The sequence below is a fragment of the Legionella anisa genome (assembly GCF_001467525.1).
GTDB lineage: Bacteria > Pseudomonadota > Gammaproteobacteria > Legionellales > Legionellaceae > Legionella > Legionella anisa.
The window spans coordinates 418-21,140 of the sequence record NZ_LNXS01000049.1 but is presented as its reverse complement, the minus strand read 5'-3'; the positions used below and the strand labels follow the sequence as shown (position 1 = coordinate 21,140).

Sequence of the window (20,723 nt, the reverse complement as noted above, 5' to 3'; positions counted from 1 at the left end):
ATAGGGTCAGACTCGATTGATCACAAATACATAAAACAGAAGGGATGTTAATCTACCTTTTCGCCAGTCGGTTTCGCACTGATTTTTGCTGGGCTAAGGTTGTTGGTGATGCGAGAAACAGTTCTATCTACTCGTCGCTGAAGCATGATTTCAACCATTACTGTTTCATTCGGATGAAGAATTTTGTTAATGTCAGCGAGCGAGGAATGAAAATCAAGTAGCTTGTAATAGGCAAGGGCTTGGTCACTTGACTCAGGGTAGGCTTTAATACGAAACCCCAGATTACCCTGCATTTTTGGGGTATTAATCCCGGATTCCATGATATCGTAGTCAAGAAAATAAGTCAGCTTTCCCCGATCATGTTGGTTACGCTGACGGTCTGCAAAGAAACCTACGGGAAGCGCATACTCACTATATTTGGGGCCAGCAGTTAGATAGAGATCATAATCGTCAAGATGATTGCCGCGATCATCAATAAGTCGGAATATAATCATAGAGTAGCGATTGGTGATATATTCACGTTGATGCATAAATGTCTTCACACGTTCTATATGCTCATTTTTTTGGGTTTCTTTGGTAAGCTCATCTAGATCTTTTGTCAATTTACTATAGGAGTCACGGTTTCTTACCTGGAGACATTGCAAGACCCATATAGCTGTAGGATGAGTAGCAGCATTGGCCATGGTAACGCTGCGGATGATTCCCATTTTTTTACCGGAATGCGAACACCCTGGCAGAACCCCAAATGCCATTTGTTTTGTGCGTGTCATTTTGGAGACAACAAGATTTTCACCGTTATTCCCCTCCTGATGTAACTTTAATAGACTGTAATTCATATTTGCAGCAGTTACACGTACAACTCCATCAGACCCGGCTTCTCCCGTGTAGGAGTTAAGAGCATCATAAAGTTGGTGATCAATTTTCTGGCCTGTAAGTACAAACGAATAGATGCCATCAGCAGTACAATCGTAATCAAGCCAACTTTCATTAAGTTGCCAGCTCATATTGCTTCCGAGCTCAAGCCAATCAAGCACATGCTGTCCTGGTTCAATCCCTTCAAAAAAACTTTTTATACGACCTAGCCGGGATTTACCAAGTTGAGCAAGCGCAGAACCATGGTTGGTGGGAGCCAGCATGATAAGATGACTCAATGGACATTTTGCAAGATTATTTTTAAAGTATAAATCCATCCATTTACGAACAATGGGGCCGCCGGTAGAGTGAGTAATACAAGCAAAACGCTCCCCATCTCGCAGTTTATCAGCAATTTCATCGCGCATTGCATGATCAAATGCACGTGCTATATCGTCGACTGCTACTGTATCGTCAAAGCTGATATAGCGTCCAAGATAGATATTACCAACTTGAATATTCAGCTTTCCGTCCTTGCTCTGACTTTCAAGCCATTGAGGAAGCTCTCCATAAGTATTGGTATGTGTGACGCTCCAGCCATGGACGAAGATAACAATCATAACTTTCCTTAATTTATTGACACAGAATCAATGGGGTCAGACTCGATTGATACAGAGGGAAAAGTTGCTAAACAATCGAGTCTGACCCCATTGATCGAGGCTTGCTGTAGCACGACATCGCCGGAACGTTTTCCTGCTTCAGTATATTTCTCATTTAAACGAGTATTGGTTTATTCTGGCTTCACGCAAAATATCTTCAACTGTCGTATTTGTCCGCGCAATAGTCGATTCTGTAATTTCACGCAACATATTCTCATCCAGCTCGGACAGATTCTCAAGTATTTTTTTACAATACCCAGCAGCATCTGCACTAGTACAGCGAAGACTTGTATCTGGATGTTGCATGGCATCAATTAATTGGATGATGGCTTTTTCAATGACTGATAAATGGTCTTTTTTTACAAGAGTAAAAGTAGCAAACTCACCTGGTAAAAACGTTTTGCTGTATTGATTGACATAAAAATATAATTCGGGAAATAAAATTTTTGCTATCCCAGCCATAGAGTAAACATCAGAATAAAAATGTGCAGCATCTTTATGAGGATCACCATAAAATCGGGTATGAGCGGGTTTTTTACCCGAACCAAATTTAATTGATCCTCCAAAGTCGATTATTTTCAGCGTTTTTGCGTTTAAATTTAAGATAAAATTTGCTGGTTTTAGATCACCATGAATACGATTATGTTGGTGTAATGTATTGAGTTCTTCAAGCGCCTGAGAAAGACATTGGAATTTGTCCTCATATGTTGCTTGCTTGAGTTCTAGCGGCGTATATTTTCTTAAATCTTTCCCTTCTTGCCAGGGTGTAATCACCCGGTAAAAATGGCTGCGAGAAATACTACTATCAGGAGTTGCATAATAATCAGCATCACGCATTAGTAATCGATTGCATTTAACTTCTCGTGCCGCATCGCGATGTCCATCGTCATTTTCACGCCGTACCGAACCCGTAATTTTTTTAATTCCATAAGAAGCCTCATTGGTGGTCATCGTGTCATATCCTTTTTTAACCACACTAAACCCACCTTTTACACTTTGCTTATCAGCACCCATAAAAAAATTATACTTTCCATCGATTGATTTGATATGAGTGCGAGCTTCCTTGGTGTCTTTTCTGCTTTCTTTCTGAATAGTTAAGACTTCAACTGGGGGGGATTTTTCAGTAATTCTTGCAAAAGCTGCCTTAAATGAATGTTCATTTAATAATTTTGCATTTGCTAAATTAACGAGGGTTCGCTTGAACTCAACTCTTCTTGAATCTGCTTCATTAGATTCAAAAGCAGCCATATTATTGTAGGCATATTTAAAGATAGGTTCTTCTAGGCAATCATTGGCATATAATATGTCGCATAGATCAAAAAGAAAGTGATGCCCCAATTCTTTTTTAATCACAGCAAATAATGTGGATTGATCATCAAAAGAGATAAATTGCACTATTTGGAATAGATAAGCTGCTTCTATTTCATCTTCATCATTTAGTTCTTTTAAATAATCTTTGATTTTTCCGATTGCAATATGATCAGCAGTTGATTTCAAAGCATCAGCATCCAACAGATTGAGTAACTTTTTTAATGCTAAAATGTTCATGATCGACTTATCTCCTATTTCTACTCGGTCAATGGCGTTAAATTGTACGATTCTTCGCGAAGAGGTCTTGTTTATTTCATATATATTTTTATTCCATTTATATATTTATCTCATTGAATTTTAAATACTTTTACCATAAAATCGTATCAATTTTTCAGCCATTTGGGGATGTCTTTTACTTAAGGCGACACATATTGCCTCTTTTAAAAATAACGCATATCAGGAAAATAAAAATGCCTAAAGAAAATGGATTTCATCAAAGACAACAGGTTTTATTTGCTAGGTTAAATGATATAGGGGCCAAAATACCTATTATCATTGCTGCTACTTCAGAAGAGCTTTCTCAGCCAGAAAATCATTTCAATATGGCTGAAGAAGAAAAACAATTTTCCAGGCTGCAGTTATTTATAAAAAAAGGAAAATTGTTTGGCTACAATGGCAAACAACCTACCACAAAAATCATAGGACTTGCGAGTAATAGCATTACCCTTTTTGGAAAACCACGGCAAATGTCTCCTGTATCCATTATGCAAAATGAAGCGCTTTTTTCTCTTCTCAAAGCAAAAACAAATGCCTATTTGGAAAAAGTATTAAAAGCTCCAACTAAAGAGAATAACGAGAATACTTATTTGGAGATAATGGTAAATCGATTATACCAGATAATAAAAAATTCTTATCCGAGTCAAGATGAAGTGATTCATTTCGCTACAATGGAACGGGATCTTTCTGAGCCGGAGTCTGGTAAAAATCGATTAACTGCAGAATTCAGTACCTTGTTACTTACAGAATTAAGAAAGAAAATTGCTCAAAATAATGATCCTTGGAAAGTAGAATTAGATAGAGTACTTGCTTTAAAGCAGCGCACATCGCGTGCCGAATCTTATGGTATCCATCGAATTGCACAACAGGCATTAGTTCTTTACCAATCAAGAAATATTGAAGAAAAAATAATTCCAAATGAAAAAGTGATTATGGTAGACGATCACATTCAAGCGGGTTCAGCTATATCCTGTGCAGCGGATGAAATTATGGATAACAACGCAAATTTGCTTAGCGTAGTCTGTATCACAGCACATAAAAATAATCTGTTTTTTAATATACAGCCGGACGTTAAAAAATTTATCATAAGTTTGTTACCTAATACGTCAAAAGATCTTCCTCGATTAAACGAAATACTAAGACTTGTCGGATTAGGTATTGAAACATTGACTAATATTGAAGGTATGATATTAATCTCAATTCTGTCTGACTCAAATAATCCAGAACATAGATCAGCTTTTCAAACGTTACTTCAAAAATATGATGCATCAGACAAGATTAATCATTCGCTTTTTGAACATCAAAAAGATAGCTTAATGGAAGAATTTGAAAAACCAAAAGTAGAATTCGCACATTTTGAAAGTGAGTTATTGGCAGCAATAAAAAAAGGCAGGTATACGGTGTCGTACGAAAAACAAATTGTGCTATCAGATGAAGAGGGACAAAATATTAGAAAAGAAATCGACAAAAGGGCGGGCCTCCCTTGGTTATTATTTGATTTTGATGATACTCTGCATAACTTGAATAATAGTACTTTTATCATTTTTCAAGATATTATAAAAATATATTCTGGCATAGAAATACCGATTGAAACAATTAAAGAAAAGCGTCAAGCCTTGAAAGATAGTGGACAATATCAATATCAACAGATGCTATTAGATTTCATAAGACAATATAATCCTAGCGTTCAAATTTCTTGCGAAGAAATAACTAAAACGTATCAAGAGCATAAAAATGCGGAACCATTTGCACCCAAAATGAGCAAAGAAGATTTTTTAATTCTAAGAAATAAATATAGAATTGGTATCATAACCGATGGTTCAGCTTTCGAGAGTAAAGTTCCTAAGATTAAAGAAGTTTATGGAGTTGATATTGATGGATACATTAATCACGATAATAATTTACCGAAAAAACCAAATCCGGCAATGTTTCATGAGTTTCGCAAAATGTACAATGTAAAAGATAAACCCATCGCATATGTTGGCGACAGAGATGATTTAGATGGAGAAATGGCAAGAAATGCGAACCTTGATTTTATACGCGTTGATCCAATGCAATCAACTATCGATATGGAAAAATTTACAAAGGAATTACATGCGATTGAAGAACGAAGAAAGGCTGCAATAAAGAGATGGAAGGAATTAATGAGACATGCTTTTCTAACAAAAGCATCAGGAGCAAATTCCACAGCAAGTTTGCCGCTGTCACAAAACGGTGAGACTCGCTCTGATCCTCCAAAACTTATATCTTAAAATAACTGTTAGAGGGCATCCGGAAGGCGTCATTAAGGATTAGATGTTAATGGTAGGGTGGGGACTGCTCTTTTCCCAAATTCAAGGATTGAATGATGCATGATTTAGCTCAAGAGCCTTCGCTGCAACGCAAGCTTAATGCACGTATATTGGGAATGATCACATTGGGTGGTTCTATTGGAACGGGCATTTTCTTAGCGAGTGGCAGTGCTTTATCCTTGGCTGGTCCTGGTGGTACATTGCTTGCCTACTTGATTATGGGGATCATGGTCTATTTTTTGATGACGGGTCTTGGTGAAATGGCGGCATTCATGCCAACGAGTGGATCATTTTATGTTTATGCTGCTCGTTTTTTCGATCCCTCCTTAGGATACGCGCTAGGATGGAATTATTGGTATAGTTGCGCCATTTATATTGCTTCAGAAATCTCAGCTTCTGCATTGATTATGCATTTTTGGTTTCCTGAGAGTTCTTCATTTCTTTGGTGCTCAGTCTCTCTCTTTCTGATCATAGGATTTAATGCGATATCAACCAAAGCATTTGGTGAAGTAGAATATTGGCTTTCATTTATTAAAATCTCGGTCATTGTTCTATTTATTGTGACCGGATCCTTGCTTGCTCTCGGTTTCACAGATTATAAAGCAGGTGGATTCCAAAATTGGCGTATTGGCGATGCACCATTTCATAGTGGATGGATTGGTGTTCTTGGCGCTTTTGTTGCAGCAGGTTTTTCTTTCCAAGGTACGGAGTTGATTGGCGTTGCTGCAGGAGAGAGTGTTCATCCTGATAAAACAATTCCCAAAGCGATAAAAATGGTTTTTTGGCGGATTTTAATATTCTTTATTTTATCACTTTTTATTATCAGTCTTTTAATACCCTATACTTCGTCACAATTAATCAGTTCTGATGTAGTAACGAGTCCTTTTACCTTGGTTTTTCAACAATATGATAAAGCTTTTGCGGCAATGATTATGAATGCGGTGATTCTTGTTGCAATTATATCAACAGCCAATTCAAGCATGTATGTTGGCAGCAGAATGCTTTGGCATCTTGCCAAGGAAGGTCATGTTCCTCGAATTTTTGCCGTCGTGAATCAAAGAGGAATACCAATCTATGCTTTAGCCTTAACAAGTGTTGTTGCGATGTTGGCTTTTTTATCTTCTATTTTTGGTAATGGTACCGTTTATTTTTGGTTACTCAATGCAACAAGCTTGTCCGGATTTATTGCTTGGATGGGAATAGCAATGAGTCATTATCGTTTTCGCAAAGCCTATTTGCGTCAAGGAAAAGACCCAGCTCAACTTCCTTATTTGGCTAGGGGATATCCTTTTGGTCCTTTGTTTGCTTTTGGTGTATGTATGATTGTGATTAGTGGCCAGAATTATTCTGCTTTAACAACAACTCCCAAAGATTGGTATGGTTTGCTTATTTCTTATATTGGTGTGCCACTTTTTTTAATGATCTGGATCGGACATAAATGGATAAAAAAGACCAGAATTATACCTTTGCATGAGTGTAAATTTGACTAGATTCTATCCACATTTCTACCATCTTGGCCAAACTGCCCTGATTTTCTGTGCTCCGATGCTCACATACTTTATGTATGCTGCGCTTCGGTGCTCGAAAAATCAGGCCATTTTGGCTCAAGCTAGCGAAATGTAAAGAGATTCTAAGATTTTCTCAAAATAATAATTTACAAAGGTATCTCATTCAGCCTATATTTTGATTTATGTACACAAATCAAAAGTACTTAAACATGTATGCATTAATTGACTGCAATAATTTTTATGCATCCTGTGAGCGTCTTTTTCGTCCTGACTTACGAGGGAAGCCTATAATTGTGCTTTCAAGTAATGATGGTTGCGTCATTGCGCGCTCTAATGAGGCCAAAGCCTTGGGTATTGGCATGGGGGAACCTTATTTTAAGGTTAAGGCTTTATGTACCCGGCATCAGATTCAGGTATTTTCTTCTAATTTTACTTTATATGGTGATTTATCTCAGCGCGTCATGTCGACCATAGAGCAAGAATGGCCGCATATGGAAATTTATTCCATTGATGAGGCTTTTCTTGATTTAAGCAGTATGCCTACGCATTTGCATGATTCATTTTGTATGATGTTGCAAAAAAAGATTTTAAAGAATACAGGTATTCCTACTTCTATAGGTATTGGTCAAACTAAAACTCTGGCAAAGTTTGCGAATCATTTGTGTAAAAAAGTATTAAAAACGCCTGTTTTTAATATGAATGGTCAACAGGAATGGCTTAAAAAAGTTGCTATTGGCGAAGTATGGGGAATTGGCAGAAAGTGGAGTCAGAAACTTATTGATTATGGTATGAGTACAGCGTTTGATTTGGCAACAACGAATATACATGTGTTAAAGAAGCAGTTTAATGTGGTTATGATGCGAACGGCTTTGGAATTGCAAGGTATTCCTTGTCATGATTTGGAAGTACAGGAAGCCAAACAAAGTATTTTATCCTCAAAAAGTTTTGGTACGATGCAAACTGAATATTCAGCGGTCGCAGAAGCTCTGAGCAGTCATTGTGCACGGGCGGTTGAAAAATTACGGGCGCAACGCTCATTAACACACGGTATGCATCTTTTTATCTACACCAATCGATTCCGAGAAGACATGGCGCAACATACTCAATCCATTGAAGTGCGTTTTGCTTACCCTACTGATGACTTGAGAATAATTACTCATCTGGCAAAAAAAGGGTTATCGCAAATCTTCAAGCAAGGATATTATTATAAAAAGACAGGGGTGTGTCTTGTGGATCTTATCTCCAAAGAATCACGTCAATTGGATTTATTTCATGATGTCAGTCATAAGGAGCTGCAAGCAACAGAAGATTTTATGGGAATTTTTGATAAAGTGAATCAAAAATTCGGTAGAAATACCTTATATCTTGCTGCAGAAGGGTGCAACGGTAAGCCTTGGGATGCACGTTTACAAATGCGCTCGCCTCGTTACACTACATGCTGGTCTGAATTACCTGTGGTACGTAATCGTACTTGATAGCGAATGAGTAGCAGCTGTCTTTAATTTTTTTCGCCTACGTCCAGGAACAATATAAATTAATAATAAGCTGAATACTTACTTAAAAAGTAATAAATTGTTGGTATATTTATAGTAATAATGATTTATTCCAAGGAAGCGTTTTTATGCCAAATAAAATTCATGTACCCAATATCGTTATTGTAGGTGGTGGTGCAGGAGGAATGGAACTGGCTGCATTGCTTGGAAATAAATATGGAAAAGGGGATAAAGCTGCCATTACTCTGGTGGATTGTACGCCTACTCATATTTGGAAACCGCTGTTACATGAGGTTGCTGCAGGGAGTTTGTTTACCAATGAAAATGAAATTGACTACCTTGCTTATGCTGCTACGCATTATTTTCATTTTGTTTTAGGAGCGCTTGAAGGGTTAGACCGGAGTAAAAAAGAAATCTATTTATCTCCATTTTACAGCCATGAACGAGAAATTCTTCCAAAGCGAGCACTTTCATTTGATATTTTAATTATTGCCGTGGGAAGTGTTGCTAATGATTTCAATATCCCCGGAGTGCGTGAACATTGTTTGTTTTTAGATAACATTCATCAAGCAGTCTATTTTCATCGCGAATTATTAAATCATTTCATGCTTCTTTCCCAGCAATCACAACAGAGTCAATTTAATGTAGTCATCGTAGGTGGCGGTGCTACCGGGATTGAATTAATCGCAGAATTGAATAATGCAATCCACGAAATTATAAATTATGGAATTGGTATTCAATCTGAAGTTATTTCTTTTACTCTAATCGAGGCTGCAAGCAGATTGTTGACTGCGCTTCCGGAAGAGCTCTCAGAAAATGTATTTGCAGAACTAACGCGTATGGGTGTAAAAGTTTGTGTTAACGAACAAGTTAATGAAGTGACAGAAAAAGGCTTGCATACTAAATCAGCACAATTTATTCCTGCTGATCTGGTTGTTTGGACTGCTGGTATTAAAGCCCCAGATTTTTTGCGTCATTTAGATGGCTTGGAGGTGAATCAAATCAACCAATTATTAGTAAAGCAAACATTACAAACAACCTTGGATGATTCTATTTTTGTTTTAGGTGATTGTGCGAGTTGCCCACAAACTCATTCGGATAAAACGGTACCACCTCGTGCACAGGCAGCACATCAGCAAGCCCGTTTTCTGTATAAAAATTTGGATAAATATTTAGAAGGTAAGCCTTTACCTGTATATCATTATCGAGATCATGGCTCCTTAGTTACATTAAGTCACCATGTAGTGGGTAATTTAATGGGTAAAATTACTAAGAATTTAATGATAGAAGGCAAACTGGCGCGTTTATTTTATTTGTCTTTATACAAACAACATCAAATTTCTTTATATGGTTGGTGGCGGGTTTGTTTGCTCACTCTATCGAATTTGTTAAGTCGTAGAGTGAAGCCGAGACTTAAGTTGCACTAAGGGCTGGAATGCCATATTTGGTTCATCTTAAATGAAAAAATACGCTGATAAATGCTTACATACTGACGTACGCTGCGCTTTCTCAGCGTATTTTTTCATTCAACCTGAACTCAAATCCGACGTTCCATCTTCTCTTTGTTTCATGCAAAAAAATGGTATAAAGTAAAATCGAAAAATTATAAGGTAGGAAGCAATAATGTGGGATCAGAATAAAAAAGAATATTTAAAACGTCTGTCCAAGATTAAGCCTTACCTTAAGAACAATAAATTTGTTGCGGCGAATGACATAATAACAATCCTTTCACATCTCATTCACTCAGGTGATCGAGTATGCATTGAAGGAGATAATCAAAAGCAGGCTAGTTTTTTGGCTGCCGCCATGACTCAATTAAATCCTGCTAAAATAAATCGCTTACATATGATCCAATCAGCTATTGCGTTACCAGAGCATCTTGATGTGTTTGAAAAAGGGATTGCAAGCCGAATTGATTTTGCCTATTCAGGTCCACAATCAACCCGTCTTGCTGATATGGTAAAAAATAAAAAGATCGAAATCGGTAATATTCATACCTATAATGAACTTTTTGGACGATTAGTAGCAGATTTGACGCCAAATGTTTGTTTGTTGATGGCAGATAAGGCAGACAAGCAGGGTAATTTATTTACCGGGGCAAATACAGAAGACACCCCAGCACTCATTGAAGCGACCAATTTTAAAAACGGCGTGGTTGTTGTTCAAGTCAATGAGGTGGTGGAGCATTTACCGCGAGTTGATATTTCTGCAGATTGGGTTGATGTCATTGTTCAAGGTCCAGAACCATCCTACATGGAACCTCTTTTTACCCGCGATCCTGCGCAAATAGATGAAGTGAAAATATTAATGGCCATGATGGTGATCAAAGGGATATACGCCCCTTATCAAGTAAATATCTTAAATCATGGCGTAGGCTTTAACACATGTGCCATTGAATTACTGTTACCTACTTATGGCGAATCATTGGGGTTAAAGGGAAAAATATGTCAGTACTGGGTTGTTAATCCTTTACCTACCTTAATACCCGCCATCGAAGCAGGATTTGTAAAAACAATTTATCCATTCGGGGGTGAAGTAGGAATGAATCGCTACGCAGCGGCTCGTCCCGATATTTTTTTTACAGGAAAAGAGGGGAGTTTGCGTTCGAATCGTATGTTAGGTCAGTTAGCAGGGCATTATGCGTGTGATGTGTTCATTGGGGCAACGTTGCAGATGGATCTTGAGGGAAATAGCTCTACAGCAGTTGAAGGACGTATTGCGGGTTTTGGTGGTGCTCCCAATATGGGCTGTGATGCTCCTGGCCGACGTCATTCTTCCTATGCCTGGTTGAAAGCAGGCCAAGAACGTAGTGAGGCACTGGGGACAAAAATGCCGCGCGGAAGAAAGTTAGTGATTCAAATGGTAGAAACATTCCAAAGCTCAGCACAACCTACCTTTGTAGAAAAACTGGATGCCTGGGCCTTGCAAAAATCGATGAATGCCGATTTGCCTGCAGTGATGATTTATGGTGATGATGTGAGTCATGTCGTTACCGAAGAAGGTATCGCCAATCTTTTGATGTGTCGCAATCTCGCAGAGCGCGAACAAGCCATTCGCGGAATCGCAGGATATACAGAGGTCGGAATAATGCGCGACAGGAAAAAAGTTGAGGAATTGCGTCATCGAGGAGTCATTAATCGCCCTGAGGATTTAGGAATTAAAGTGTCCGATGCGACCCGAGATTTATTGGCAGCTAAGTCAATTCGTGAGCTTGTTGATTGTTCAAAGGGTTTATATGAGCCACCTGTAAAATTTAGAAACTGGTGAGGTAGGGCAAAGAATATGGAAAACATGGAGTTTCGTTTTACACTTCCCGGAAAACGTTTGCAAGGCAAAAAAACGGTTTGTGGTGTTGTTGGCTCAGGGAATTTAGAAGTCATTATCGAAGAAAACACTACTTCTGAAACAATTTTTGTGATTCAGACTGCAATTGACCATTATAAACCAGTTTGGAAAATGGTGATTGGTGATTTCGTGGATCAACACAAACCTGTCGGGTTGCAATTTACGCTTAATGATAATGGGGCGACACCCGCGGTTGTTTTATTGCGCTTAGCCCAGGCGATGGAAGAGTTTCAAGGTAATTACAAAATAGGAAGTAATTATGAAGAACTTGATGCACGGGAACGAGTCCAGGTCATTTTTGATAAAGATTCCTTCATTGAGTGGCTTGCTGATGAAAAGCTGTATAGCCCCTATTTAGCTGCTTTAAATTTGCCAGGGGAAGCAGATGATGGCATCGTTATTGGTTCAGCCCTGTTACAAAAGAGTAAAGTACTTGTTGCAGCCCAGCAAAAGGATTTTATGGGTGGGGCAGTGGGTGAAATTCATGGAGCAAAACTTACGGGTTTATTTAAAGCCGCGATCGCAACCCAAGCCAAGGCGGTAATTCTTCTCATTGACAGTGGTGGTGTGCGTTTACATGAAGCCAATGCAGGAGAAATATCAATTTCAGAAACGATTCGTGCTATTTTTGAAGCAAGGCGTCATGGAGTAACTACTGTAGGTGTTATTTGTGGGAAAAATGGTGCTTTTGGTGGCATGGGAATTATTTCTGCATGTTTGGATTATCTTGTGATTAATGAAGTAGGACGTATTGGAGTATCCGGCCCTGAAGTGATCCAGGCAGTTGCTGGTGTCAAAGCATTTAACTCTCAGGATAGGGCTCTAGTGTGGCGTGTATATGGTGGAAAAACTCGCTATTTACAGAATGTTGCTCAAAGCTATGTGGGCTCTGATGTTACAGCGATACGCACGAAACTCATTTCTGCTCTTGATAAGAATGTTCCCTTGGATCTTAATTCCCTAAAACAAAAGCAAACATTATTAAAAAAGCGTTTTCAGGATACTCAAGGGTATCGGGAAGAGGGAGCTTATCTCAATAAAGTTGCTCCAAAATATGCCGCGACTCTTTTTGATATGGACGAGCAAGAATTTTTAAAAGCAGCAAAAAATATAAAAAGTAAATCGTAATTCATTGGAACCTGGGTGCAGCGCAGCGGAACCCGGGAATGTAATCATACCGATCCCGGGTTCCACTGCGCTGCACCCAGGCTACGAAGCATTGAGTCGGCGATGATACAAAAGGAATAAGAAAATGGTTGCAATAAAAGAGCTTCTCAAACAGATCTTTTCTCAGGAAGTCAAATTGACTGAGAACCAATCCGTTGTATCTGGGCAAGCGATGTTAAATAATCAATTGATACATATTCTTGGTGTTAAGGAATCAACATTTTTAGGGGCGGAGCAAGCGTTGATTATGGCACAATATGTAATCGACATTCTTGAGCGTCAATCAAAAGAACCAGTCCTTTTATTAGTTGATGTTGCTGGACAAGGGTTAACAATGCGTGATGAATGGTTAGGGATGCAACAATATTTTGGCCATTTACTTGAATGTTTGGAGTGCTTACGCCTACAGGGAAATGCTTTGATATCACTGGTGTATAATCAAGCATTAGGTGGTGCTTTTATTGCCTACGGCTTGATGGCAGATACAATTTTAGCCTTACCCGATGCCGCATTGGCTGTGATGTGGCTGGAAGGTATTGCAAAGGTCACCAAAATAGAATTAAGTACCCTTCAAGAACTCAGTAAGACATTTCCCGTTTTTGCACCAGGCGTAAAAAATTTTTACGAGCTTGGTGGAATACACGAGATTGTAAGCCCATCTGAAATTGCTGAAAAAATCGATTGGGCAATCCAAAAGAAAAGTACTCAAGATGATCGCGCGCTCTTGGGTAGTAAGCGAGGGGGTAGAACGCTTGCATACTCAATTATCAATAAAGTAGCCAATCATTTATGAGTTTACAAAGACATCATTTAATTTATCTTCAGCCTGATGCAGATTTTGCTGTTGCTTCGATTCATGAAGATAAAAAAATGATTGAAGAACACGTATCCCTCTGGCTTGCAAAAGGCTTGCCTTGTATTTATGCCAAACAAGGGGGGCATCAAGAAACAATGAATCTGGGGTTAACACTTTTGTATGCTAATAAAAAGCACCGGGTTGGTTTACGGGTCGCACCATCCTGTGTGCAAAATCAAAAGTTACTTCCTCAACTCATCGAGATGCAGGATTTTTTTTCATGCAATTATGGGATAAACGGATTAAATCGTATTATTGAGTTGTATCCAATTTCTGATATTGCTGTATACGGCTCATTTTTATTTCACTATTTATCAGGGTACTCTTTCGTTGACCATGATTCGGATCTTGATTTGCTCATCAATTACTGCGGGCACTCTTTGGCAGATTTATATGAATCAGTGAGCGTTTTAACAAAAAAATTTAATCGAACTATTGATGGTGAAGTTCGCTTCCCTGATTTTGGTGATATTCCGATCAAAGAATTACTCGATTTATCTGCAAAAAAACTGTTGTGTAAGAGTAAAGACAAAGTTACGTTATTATCAAGAACGGAGCTTTATGAATACTATCCATTGCTGTGAAAGAACGCTTGCCAAAATGGCGGTTAGAGCACTTTATTTTGAAGTCAAAGCATATCCAAAGCCAGGTTTGGTCAGCTTTACCGATGCAGGCGCGCATCATGACATGAATGGTGAAACATTTTATCGTAGTTTATTTACCTTACGTCATTATTTTTATCAAATTACAAAAAAAGGATTAGTAAATGATTCTTTTGAAGAGTTAAAACAAGTAGCTATTGATGCAGAACAGCGCATGCTTGGAAAAACCCAGGGAGTAAATACCCATCGCGGTGCTATTTTTGCTTTGGGTCTAGTCTGTGTTTCTGTAATAAGGCTGGCTCAGGAAAAAATGCAATTCACTCCTGAGGATGTTCGTCGGCAAATATTGAAAGACTGGCCAAGGCATTTGGTGAACCATCTTGGGAGTCCTGAAAGCCATGGTGCTTTAGTACGACAAAGATATAAGGTTGTTGATGCCAAGCAAATGGCAATACATGGGTATGATTTAATTTTCCAATTACTTCCTGATTTTATTTCGCTTTTTATTGAGACCCATTCACTGGATACCGTCTGTTTGTTTGCGTACTCAGAGCTTTTACTGCATATGGATGATACGAATATTCTTTATAGAAAAGGTAAGCTAGCGCTGGATTATGCAAAAAACAGGGTAGCAGAATTATTAACAATTCGATGTGTTCACACGCGTCAAAAAAAGGCACTGGAGTTGCATCAACTTTTTTCTGAAACAGGGATTAGTCCAGGAGGAGTAGCAGATTTGATCAGTGTCTTACTCTTTTTAGGTCAATTATTCTGTGATCAATTACGCGATTACTCCGGTCTTAAAAAACTTTAGAAAAAACAACTATACTATAATTGTAAGATATTTCATTTATAAGGTAATTCGTTTTGAATAGGGAGAAAGGATATGGAGCCGAGTAATCATTTATCTCAAACTCAATTAGATTTAATACCCATACTTTCTCATGCAACTATTTTTACAGGCATCGGTCACATTGAGCAAAAAATGCTTGCAGATAAGTGTGTTATTGAAAACTATAGACCTGAAGAAATCGTTATTGAACAGGGTGAAATAGGGGACAAGCTTTATATTATTATTCGAGGTACTGTGCAAGTTTCTATAAAAACTCAGTCCATGGGGTGGAAACGCATTAATACTTTGGGGGCCGGTGATGTGTTTGGGGAAATTGCCATTTTACGCAATATTCGCAGAACGGCGCGTATTAGCACGATCACTCCTTGCCAGTTTCTGACGATTAGCGCAAGTGACTTTTTGGCAGTTTATCAATATTTTCCTGCGCGTGCGCGCGACAACATTCAGTTGGTTGTTGCCAAACGGTTACAAGAAAGTGGTGCTCATGTGCGTTTGTAAAACATAGCCATTGTTTGGAGTTCATTTTTTGCAATAGGACAAAAAATGAGTCTTGATCGATTACGTCAAAAACAATGATTGCGTGAGCTAGCGAATAGCGAACGAAGTTGAAATTGCGATTTCCGGAAATAAAATGGAAACGAATTTTATTAATATTATATTGGGATTTATAGAAGGGTTCGCTCTAATTATTTCTCCTTGTATTTTGCCTATCTTACCTATTTTTCTAGCAGGGTCACTGACTGGATCCAAAAAACGACCGATGGGGATTATTGTCGGTTTTACTTTGTTTTTTTCCTTATTGGTGTTCTTTTCCCATCAATTAGTACGTTACTTAGATGTAGATTTTAATTTAGTTCGCGAGATTGGTTATGTCATTTTACTCCTTTTGGGGGCCATCATGATCTCGAATTATTTAACAGAGCAATTTGGCAAAATAACTCAGGGATTTACTCGAATAAGTACCTTTTTTTCTTCAGCCAATAAACCAGAAGGAGGATTTTGGAATGGACTTTTCTTGGGGGGAATTATTGCAATCATTTGGACCCCTTGCGCTGGGCCTATTTTGGCGGCGATTATCGTGCAGACTGCGGTACAGCAAACGACAATAATCAGTTTTTTTACTTTGATGGCGTTTGCTCTGGGTGCGGCAATTCCCATGTTTATTATTTCCCTATACGGAAAAAAGTTAATAAACACCTTCTCCTTTTTTAAAAAACGCGCCACTCTTTTTCGTAAATTTTTAGGGGGAGTAATTATTGCAAGCGTAATCTATATGGTTTACTTTGAAGGAGAAGTGATTTCTTCTTCAGTAAATCCTCAAACAGGGATTAAAACGTCAAATTCACTTATTAATGGCTTATGGTTTACTTATCAAGCTCCACCGATACAAGGTATCGATGCCTGGATTAATTCACCTCCTTTACGCTTGACTGATTTACATGGAAAAGTAGTCTTAATCGATTTTTGGACTTATTCATGTATTAATTGTTTGCGCACCCTGCCTTATCTTAATGATTGGTATAAGCGCTATCATGATAAAGGGCTTGTTATTATTGGTATTCATACGCCTGAATTTGATTTTGAAAAAAATTTAGATAATGTCAAAGCTGCGGTGAAGCGATATGGAATTTTATATCCTGTAGCACTTGATAATCAGTTTATTACCTGGAGGAACTATAAGAATCATTATTGGCCTGCTCACTATTTAATTAATAAAAAAGGCGATGTGGTTTATAAGCGTTTTGGTGAAGGGGAATATGACGTTATGGAGAATAACATTCGCTTTTTATTAGAAATCAAAGACTTAAGCACTTTAAAATCGTTAAAAGATGCTTCGGTGAGTATCGCACAAACACCAGAAATTTATTTGGGATATGCGAAGGCCGATTCCTATTACAGTCCCGAACTCATAAAAGATAAAATCACTCGTTACCATTTTTCCGATGAATTATCTGCTAATGCCTGGAGCTTGCAGGGATTATGGCAAATCAATGCGGAAAATATTGTCGCAGAAGAAGCAAATGCGGCGATTAAAATACACTTTAATGCACGCAAAGTATATGCTGTTATGGGAAACAGTATTGCTAAACCCATTAAGGTTAAAGTAATTTTAACTGATGAACAATCAGGTAAAAAACTGCAGGAACGTAGTATTCTAATTGATAAATATTCCATTTATGAGTTGATTTCAGAAAAGAAATTTATCAGTGGCTACCTGCAGATTATAGTGAGTGAGCCTGGAGTTAAAGTATATACGTTTACTTTTGGGAGTTGATGTTTGGTTTTGAAGCGTGCAGCTCGGAACTACTCCCGATTGTTAGTTCATCAAGAAGTATTGTTTCTTTTCCTTTCTGGAAGAAAGCGGCGGGGTTTGCGGCACGGAGTTCGAAGGGAGGCGCAGGATTTTTTGGAGTGGCTCCACTGCTTTTGATTGAAGCAGGTTTGAATTGCGCATATTCCTTTTTTAGTTCCAAAAATGCTTCAACCTTAAATAGAAGCTTAAATAATTCAATAATCTCTTTATCTTTAACGTGTTGCTCTAAGAGCATTCCTAAGTCAATAAAGATTTGCCCGTTGATAAAAACAGCAACTTCGGGATTAATTGCCTCCATAATTTGTTTTTCAGTGTACCCAGAGTCGTTGTATCCTCCAATTGCTTTGATTGAAAAATGTTCTTTTAATGCAAATGAAAAACTATCAGCCAATGCATCGCGAAATTTTGCTGAATTGTCTACAGGAAGCTCAACAAGTAGGTTTCTCCCATACGCATTGGCTTTACTGGAAATTTTAATGCCCAATTTTTTGTGATGCACACTAAACGATTTTAAAAATAAAAGTACATTATCTGCTTTGACGAGCTCTCTTTTCGGGGTTATGGGATATGACGTCATAATGTCCATATTACCAGGGATTTTTGTTAAGAGACTTGCAAAATTAAAGGCGCCAATATGAAAAAAATGACAATTTCCACCACCTAAAACATGCTCATATTTTATTGGTTCGGTTGTGTCACTGGCAATGGTGAACAGGCTTACTTGTAAGAGTGGCCAACCTGAATTGTAATTGCGAAGGGATGATGGAATTTTATTATTATCATTCTTGGTTTTGTTGAAGTTATCCAGAATGAGAGCCTGTTCTTCCTCTGAAAAAGGCTGTATTGGCATGACATTTCCCCTTTAGAATAAGTGTAGAGAAACTACTGATTTTGCTGTTTTTATTTTTTGATAATAGAAAGAATCTTTTTTACTTCAGCAACAATTTTTCCCTCTTCATCGGTTATAGGGATAATAAATTCTGAGTCAATTTTTTTTGCCTCATTGACTTCGAGTCGAATTCTTTCAACGTGTTCTGGGGATAATTCAAATTGTGCATAAAGGGTACCTTTAGCGGGGATTTTATAGCGAATGGAAGCGGATTTATCCCAGACAATATACCCCTTTCCTAACGAATGTATGAGCATCAACATATAAAATGGATCAGTCATAGAGTACATGGAACCGCCAAAATGCGTCCCCACATAATTTTTATTCCAAAAACGCATCTTCATTTGGACGACAATATAAGTACCATCAGAATGAAATTTTTTTACACTGATTCCTGCGCCCCAGAAAGGCGGCCAAAACCGTATCATTCTTAATAATGTTGCGAGTTTCATGCAAATAGTTCCAATATAAAATAGAGGGCCGGATTCTATTTTTCATTTTCTGTCAATTTCAGTCAATAAATATTATATACTTCATTGTGCTTTTATATCGGATTATTAAGGTTCTCTTTATGTGTCGCTTCATCGTAAAAAAATTTTTTTTTCTCACAGCAATGATTCCTTTGGCGGCGATTAGTCAAAATAATTCCTCCTATCTTCCTCCTGTTTTTATTGAGAGTCACAGGCTTACAAAAATTCAGCCAGTGTTTCCAGCCATCGATAAAATGTACCAGAACTATGCTGAAAAAAATCATGTTCCTGGTTATGCGTATGGGATTATTTTAGATGGGCGTCTGGTGCATACTGGAAGCGGTGGTTTCACCGATGTGGCAAAAAAAACTCCGGTTACTACTCAATCCATGTTTCGCATCGCATCGATGACTAAAAGTTTCACAGCTATGGCTGTTTTAAAACTTCGCGATGAGGGTAAATTAAGACTGGATGATCCAGCCTTTTTTTATATTCCTGAACTAAAAAGTCAGAAATTAACCCAAGATGCTTCAGAGATTACGATTCGTGATTTATTAACCCATTCTGCGGGATTTCCTGAAGATAATCCATGGGGCGATAGAAATTTAAATAAGACAGATGAAGAATTAATCGACCTAATAAAACAAGGAATTTCTTTATCCAATACTTCTGGAACCTCATTTGAATACAGTAATCTAGGGTTTGCACTTCTGGGATTGATTGTTAAAAAAGTATCAGGGGTTTCCTATCAGGAATATATTGCTGCACATATTTGGCAGCCTTTAGGTATGAAACAGGCCGCATGGGAATTTGCACAAGTTCCTGCGAAGCAATTAGCACATGGTTATCAATGGGTAAATGGAGATTGGCAAGAAGAACCCTTATTACATGATGGAAGTTATGCTTCTATGGGAGGGATGATTACCTCCATTGAATCATTCAGTCATTATGTTGCATTACATCAATATGCATGGCCTGCTCGTGATGATGCGGAAACAGGTCCAATAAAAAGAAGTTCCCTACGTGAAATGCATCAACCGTGGCGATATTATGCTGTGAATTCAAAGGCTAAAGTAAATGGCAAAGAGTGTCCGACAATGAGTGCTTACGGTTATGGCTTAAGATGGTCCAGAGATTGTGACGAAAAAATATCGGTAGGACATAGTGGTGGACTTCCTGGTTTTGGTAGTAATTGGCTCATGTTGCCTGAGTATGGGGTGGGCGTAGTTCTATTAACAAATGTGACTTATGCTGCCGCGGAGGTAATTAATGTCCAAGCTGTGAATAAACTTATTAAAGAAGCTCAATTGAAACCAAGAGAGTTACCCCCTTCAAAAATTTTGCATGAACGACAAAAAGCATTGATGAAATTACTTCCTGAATGGAAGAATGCAAAAACAAGCGGGTTGTTCGCACTGAATTTTTTTCTTGACTCACCGGTTGCTTCACTGCAAAAGAAAACTCAAAATCTTTTCACTAAAGCGGGTAAAATCCTTCATGTAGGTGATGTAATCCCAGAAAATCAATTACGAGGATATTTTATTATCCAAGGAGAAAAAGCCAATCTTAAAGTCAGTTTTACTTTATCACCAGAAAATCCTGCATTAATTCAGAAATATGAAATAGAAGAAAAAGTATAATTCTGTGCGGCTGCGGCGAAGAAGCCTGCCATTAAGTTAAGAGATTTACGCTTTTTCCTCGGTCCTGAGACTTGTCTGCAGGATCCAATGCTCGCTTATAATTACTGGATCCCGCGGACAAGCCCTGAGAGATCCTCACAAAATCGAAACAGGAAAATACATATTCTACATTTACAGCTATGCCTAAAAAAACTGTC

The 20,723-nt window shown here is 38.1% G+C and carries 16 protein-coding genes; 12 read left to right on the top strand and 4 right to left on the bottom strand.

What is annotated here, in order from left to right; genetic code table 11:
- Positions 1–47: 47 nt before the first annotated feature.
- Both plaB and Lani_RS15315 read right to left on the bottom strand, forming a co-directional pair.
- Positions 48–1,472, bottom strand: a complete 1,425-nt coding sequence (gene plaB / locus Lani_RS15320; RefSeq protein ID WP_019234277.1) for a phospholipase PlaB — start codon at positions 1,470–1,472, stop codon at positions 48–50.
- Between the two features lie 150 nt (positions 1,473–1,622).
- On the bottom strand, positions 1,623–3,059 hold the full coding sequence (locus tag Lani_RS15315) for a protein kinase domain-containing protein (RefSeq protein ID WP_058388699.1): 1,437 nt from the start codon (positions 3,057–3,059) through the stop codon (positions 1,623–1,625).
- Positions 3,060–3,292: 233 nt separating this feature from the next.
- Here Lani_RS15315 and Lani_RS15310 point away from each other — a divergent pair, with 233 nt between their 5' ends.
- From Lani_RS15310 to Lani_RS15260, 11 genes are all read left to right on the top strand, one after another.
- Positions 3,293–5,350 (top strand): HAD-IA family hydrolase, encoded by a 2,058-nt coding sequence (locus Lani_RS15310; protein WP_019234280.1) that lies wholly within the window; start codon positions 3,293–3,295, stop codon positions 5,348–5,350.
- Between the two features lie 92 nt (positions 5,351–5,442).
- Positions 5,443–6,879, top strand: coding sequence for an amino acid permease (locus tag Lani_RS15305; protein WP_223499494.1), 1,437 nt, complete (start codon positions 5,443–5,445; stop codon positions 6,877–6,879).
- Positions 6,880–7,106: 227 nt separating this feature from the next.
- Positions 7,107–8,372, top strand: a complete 1,266-nt coding sequence (locus Lani_RS15300) for a Y-family DNA polymerase (protein ID WP_019234282.1) — start codon at positions 7,107–7,109, stop codon at positions 8,370–8,372.
- Between the two features lie 146 nt (positions 8,373–8,518).
- Complete coding sequence (locus tag Lani_RS15295) at positions 8,519–9,817, top strand: NAD(P)/FAD-dependent oxidoreductase (RefSeq protein WP_019234283.1); 1,299 nt, start codon at positions 8,519–8,521, stop codon at positions 9,815–9,817.
- A gap of 196 nt (positions 9,818–10,013) precedes the next feature.
- Positions 10,014–11,657 (top strand): malonate decarboxylase subunit alpha, encoded by a 1,644-nt coding sequence (gene mdcA / locus Lani_RS15290; RefSeq protein ID WP_019234284.1) that lies wholly within the window; start codon positions 10,014–10,016, stop codon positions 11,655–11,657.
- Positions 11,658–11,672: 15 nt separating this feature from the next.
- Positions 11,673–12,863, top strand: coding sequence for a biotin-independent malonate decarboxylase subunit beta (locus Lani_RS15285; protein ID WP_019234285.1), 1,191 nt, complete (start codon positions 11,673–11,675; stop codon positions 12,861–12,863).
- Between the two features lie 124 nt (positions 12,864–12,987).
- Positions 12,988–13,695, top strand: coding sequence for a biotin-independent malonate decarboxylase subunit gamma (locus Lani_RS15280; protein WP_019234286.1), 708 nt, complete (start codon positions 12,988–12,990; stop codon positions 13,693–13,695).
- Positions 13,692–14,342: a phosphoribosyl-dephospho-CoA transferase MdcG domain-containing protein gene (locus Lani_RS15275; protein WP_019234287.1), complete on the top strand. Its 651-nt coding sequence runs from the start codon at positions 13,692–13,694 to the stop codon at positions 14,340–14,342. The genes Lani_RS15280 and Lani_RS15275 overlap by 4 nt, the downstream gene beginning before the upstream one ends.
- Complete coding sequence (locus Lani_RS15270; protein ID WP_019234288.1) at positions 14,320–15,174, top strand: triphosphoribosyl-dephospho-CoA synthase; 855 nt, start codon at positions 14,320–14,322, stop codon at positions 15,172–15,174. Before Lani_RS15275 ends, Lani_RS15270 begins: the two co-directional genes overlap by 23 nt.
- 72 nt (positions 15,175–15,246) lie before the next feature.
- Positions 15,247–15,711 carry a cyclic nucleotide-binding domain-containing protein gene (locus Lani_RS15265; protein ID WP_019234289.1) on the top strand — a complete coding sequence of 155 codons (465 nt, stop codon included), beginning with the start codon at positions 15,247–15,249 and terminating at the stop codon, positions 15,709–15,711.
- Positions 15,712–15,844: 133 nt separating this feature from the next.
- Positions 15,845–17,488, top strand: a complete 1,644-nt coding sequence (locus tag Lani_RS15260; RefSeq protein WP_019234290.1) for a cytochrome c biogenesis protein DipZ — start codon at positions 15,845–15,847, stop codon at positions 17,486–17,488.
- On the opposite strand, the gene Lani_RS15255 is transcribed toward Lani_RS15260, so the two are convergent.
- Together Lani_RS15255 and Lani_RS15250 are read right to left on the bottom strand one after the other, a co-directional pair.
- Positions 17,472–18,377 (bottom strand): hypothetical protein, encoded by a 906-nt coding sequence (locus tag Lani_RS15255; RefSeq protein WP_019234291.1) that lies wholly within the window; start codon positions 18,375–18,377, stop codon positions 17,472–17,474. The two genes, Lani_RS15260 and Lani_RS15255, sit on opposite strands and share 17 nt — an antisense overlap.
- Positions 18,378–18,427: 50 nt before the next feature.
- A complete protein-coding gene (locus tag Lani_RS15250; RefSeq protein WP_019234292.1) occupies positions 18,428–18,868 on the bottom strand; it encodes a DUF4442 domain-containing protein in 441 nt (146 codons plus the stop codon).
- A gap of 119 nt (positions 18,869–18,987) precedes the next feature.
- Here Lani_RS15250 and Lani_RS15245 point away from each other — a divergent pair, with 119 nt between their 5' ends.
- Complete coding sequence (locus Lani_RS15245; protein WP_019234293.1) at positions 18,988–20,526, top strand: serine hydrolase domain-containing protein; 1,539 nt, start codon at positions 18,988–18,990, stop codon at positions 20,524–20,526.
- Positions 20,527–20,723: the final 197 nt, after the last annotated feature.

Excerpts from the sequence above, each read along its gene's own strand:
- plaB (WP_019234277.1), bottom strand. The coding sequence starts at position 1,472 with ATGATTGTTATCTTCGTCCATGGCTGGAGCGTCACACATACCAATACT.
- Lani_RS15315 (WP_058388699.1), bottom strand. The coding sequence starts at position 3,059 with ATGAACATTTTAGCATTAAAAAAGTTACTCAATCTGTTGGATGCTGAT.
- Lani_RS15310 (WP_019234280.1), top strand. The coding sequence starts at position 3,293 with ATGCCTAAAGAAAATGGATTTCATCAAAGACAACAGGTTTTATTTGCT.
- Lani_RS15305 (WP_223499494.1), top strand. The coding sequence starts at position 5,443 with ATGATGCATGATTTAGCTCAAGAGCCTTCGCTGCAACGCAAGCTTAAT.
- Lani_RS15300 (WP_019234282.1), top strand. The coding sequence starts at position 7,107 with ATGTATGCATTAATTGACTGCAATAATTTTTATGCATCCTGTGAGCGT.
- Lani_RS15295 (WP_019234283.1), top strand. The coding sequence starts at position 8,519 with ATGCCAAATAAAATTCATGTACCCAATATCGTTATTGTAGGTGGTGGT.
- mdcA (WP_019234284.1), top strand. The coding sequence starts at position 10,014 with ATGTGGGATCAGAATAAAAAAGAATATTTAAAACGTCTGTCCAAGATT.
- Lani_RS15285 (WP_019234285.1), top strand. The coding sequence starts at position 11,673 with ATGGAAAACATGGAGTTTCGTTTTACACTTCCCGGAAAACGTTTGCAA.
- Lani_RS15280 (WP_019234286.1), top strand. The coding sequence starts at position 12,988 with ATGGTTGCAATAAAAGAGCTTCTCAAACAGATCTTTTCTCAGGAAGTC.
- Lani_RS15275 (WP_019234287.1), top strand. The coding sequence starts at position 13,692 with ATGAGTTTACAAAGACATCATTTAATTTATCTTCAGCCTGATGCAGAT.
- Lani_RS15270 (WP_019234288.1), top strand. The coding sequence starts at position 14,320 with ATGAATACTATCCATTGCTGTGAAAGAACGCTTGCCAAAATGGCGGTT.
- Lani_RS15265 (WP_019234289.1), top strand. The coding sequence starts at position 15,247 with ATGGAGCCGAGTAATCATTTATCTCAAACTCAATTAGATTTAATACCC.
- Lani_RS15260 (WP_019234290.1), top strand. The coding sequence starts at position 15,845 with ATGGAAACGAATTTTATTAATATTATATTGGGATTTATAGAAGGGTTC.
- Lani_RS15255 (WP_019234291.1), bottom strand. The coding sequence starts at position 18,377 with ATGCCAATACAGCCTTTTTCAGAGGAAGAACAGGCTCTCATTCTGGAT.
- Lani_RS15250 (WP_019234292.1), bottom strand. The coding sequence starts at position 18,868 with ATGAAACTCGCAACATTATTAAGAATGATACGGTTTTGGCCGCCTTTC.
- Lani_RS15245 (WP_019234293.1), top strand. The coding sequence starts at position 18,988 with ATGTGTCGCTTCATCGTAAAAAAATTTTTTTTTCTCACAGCAATGATT.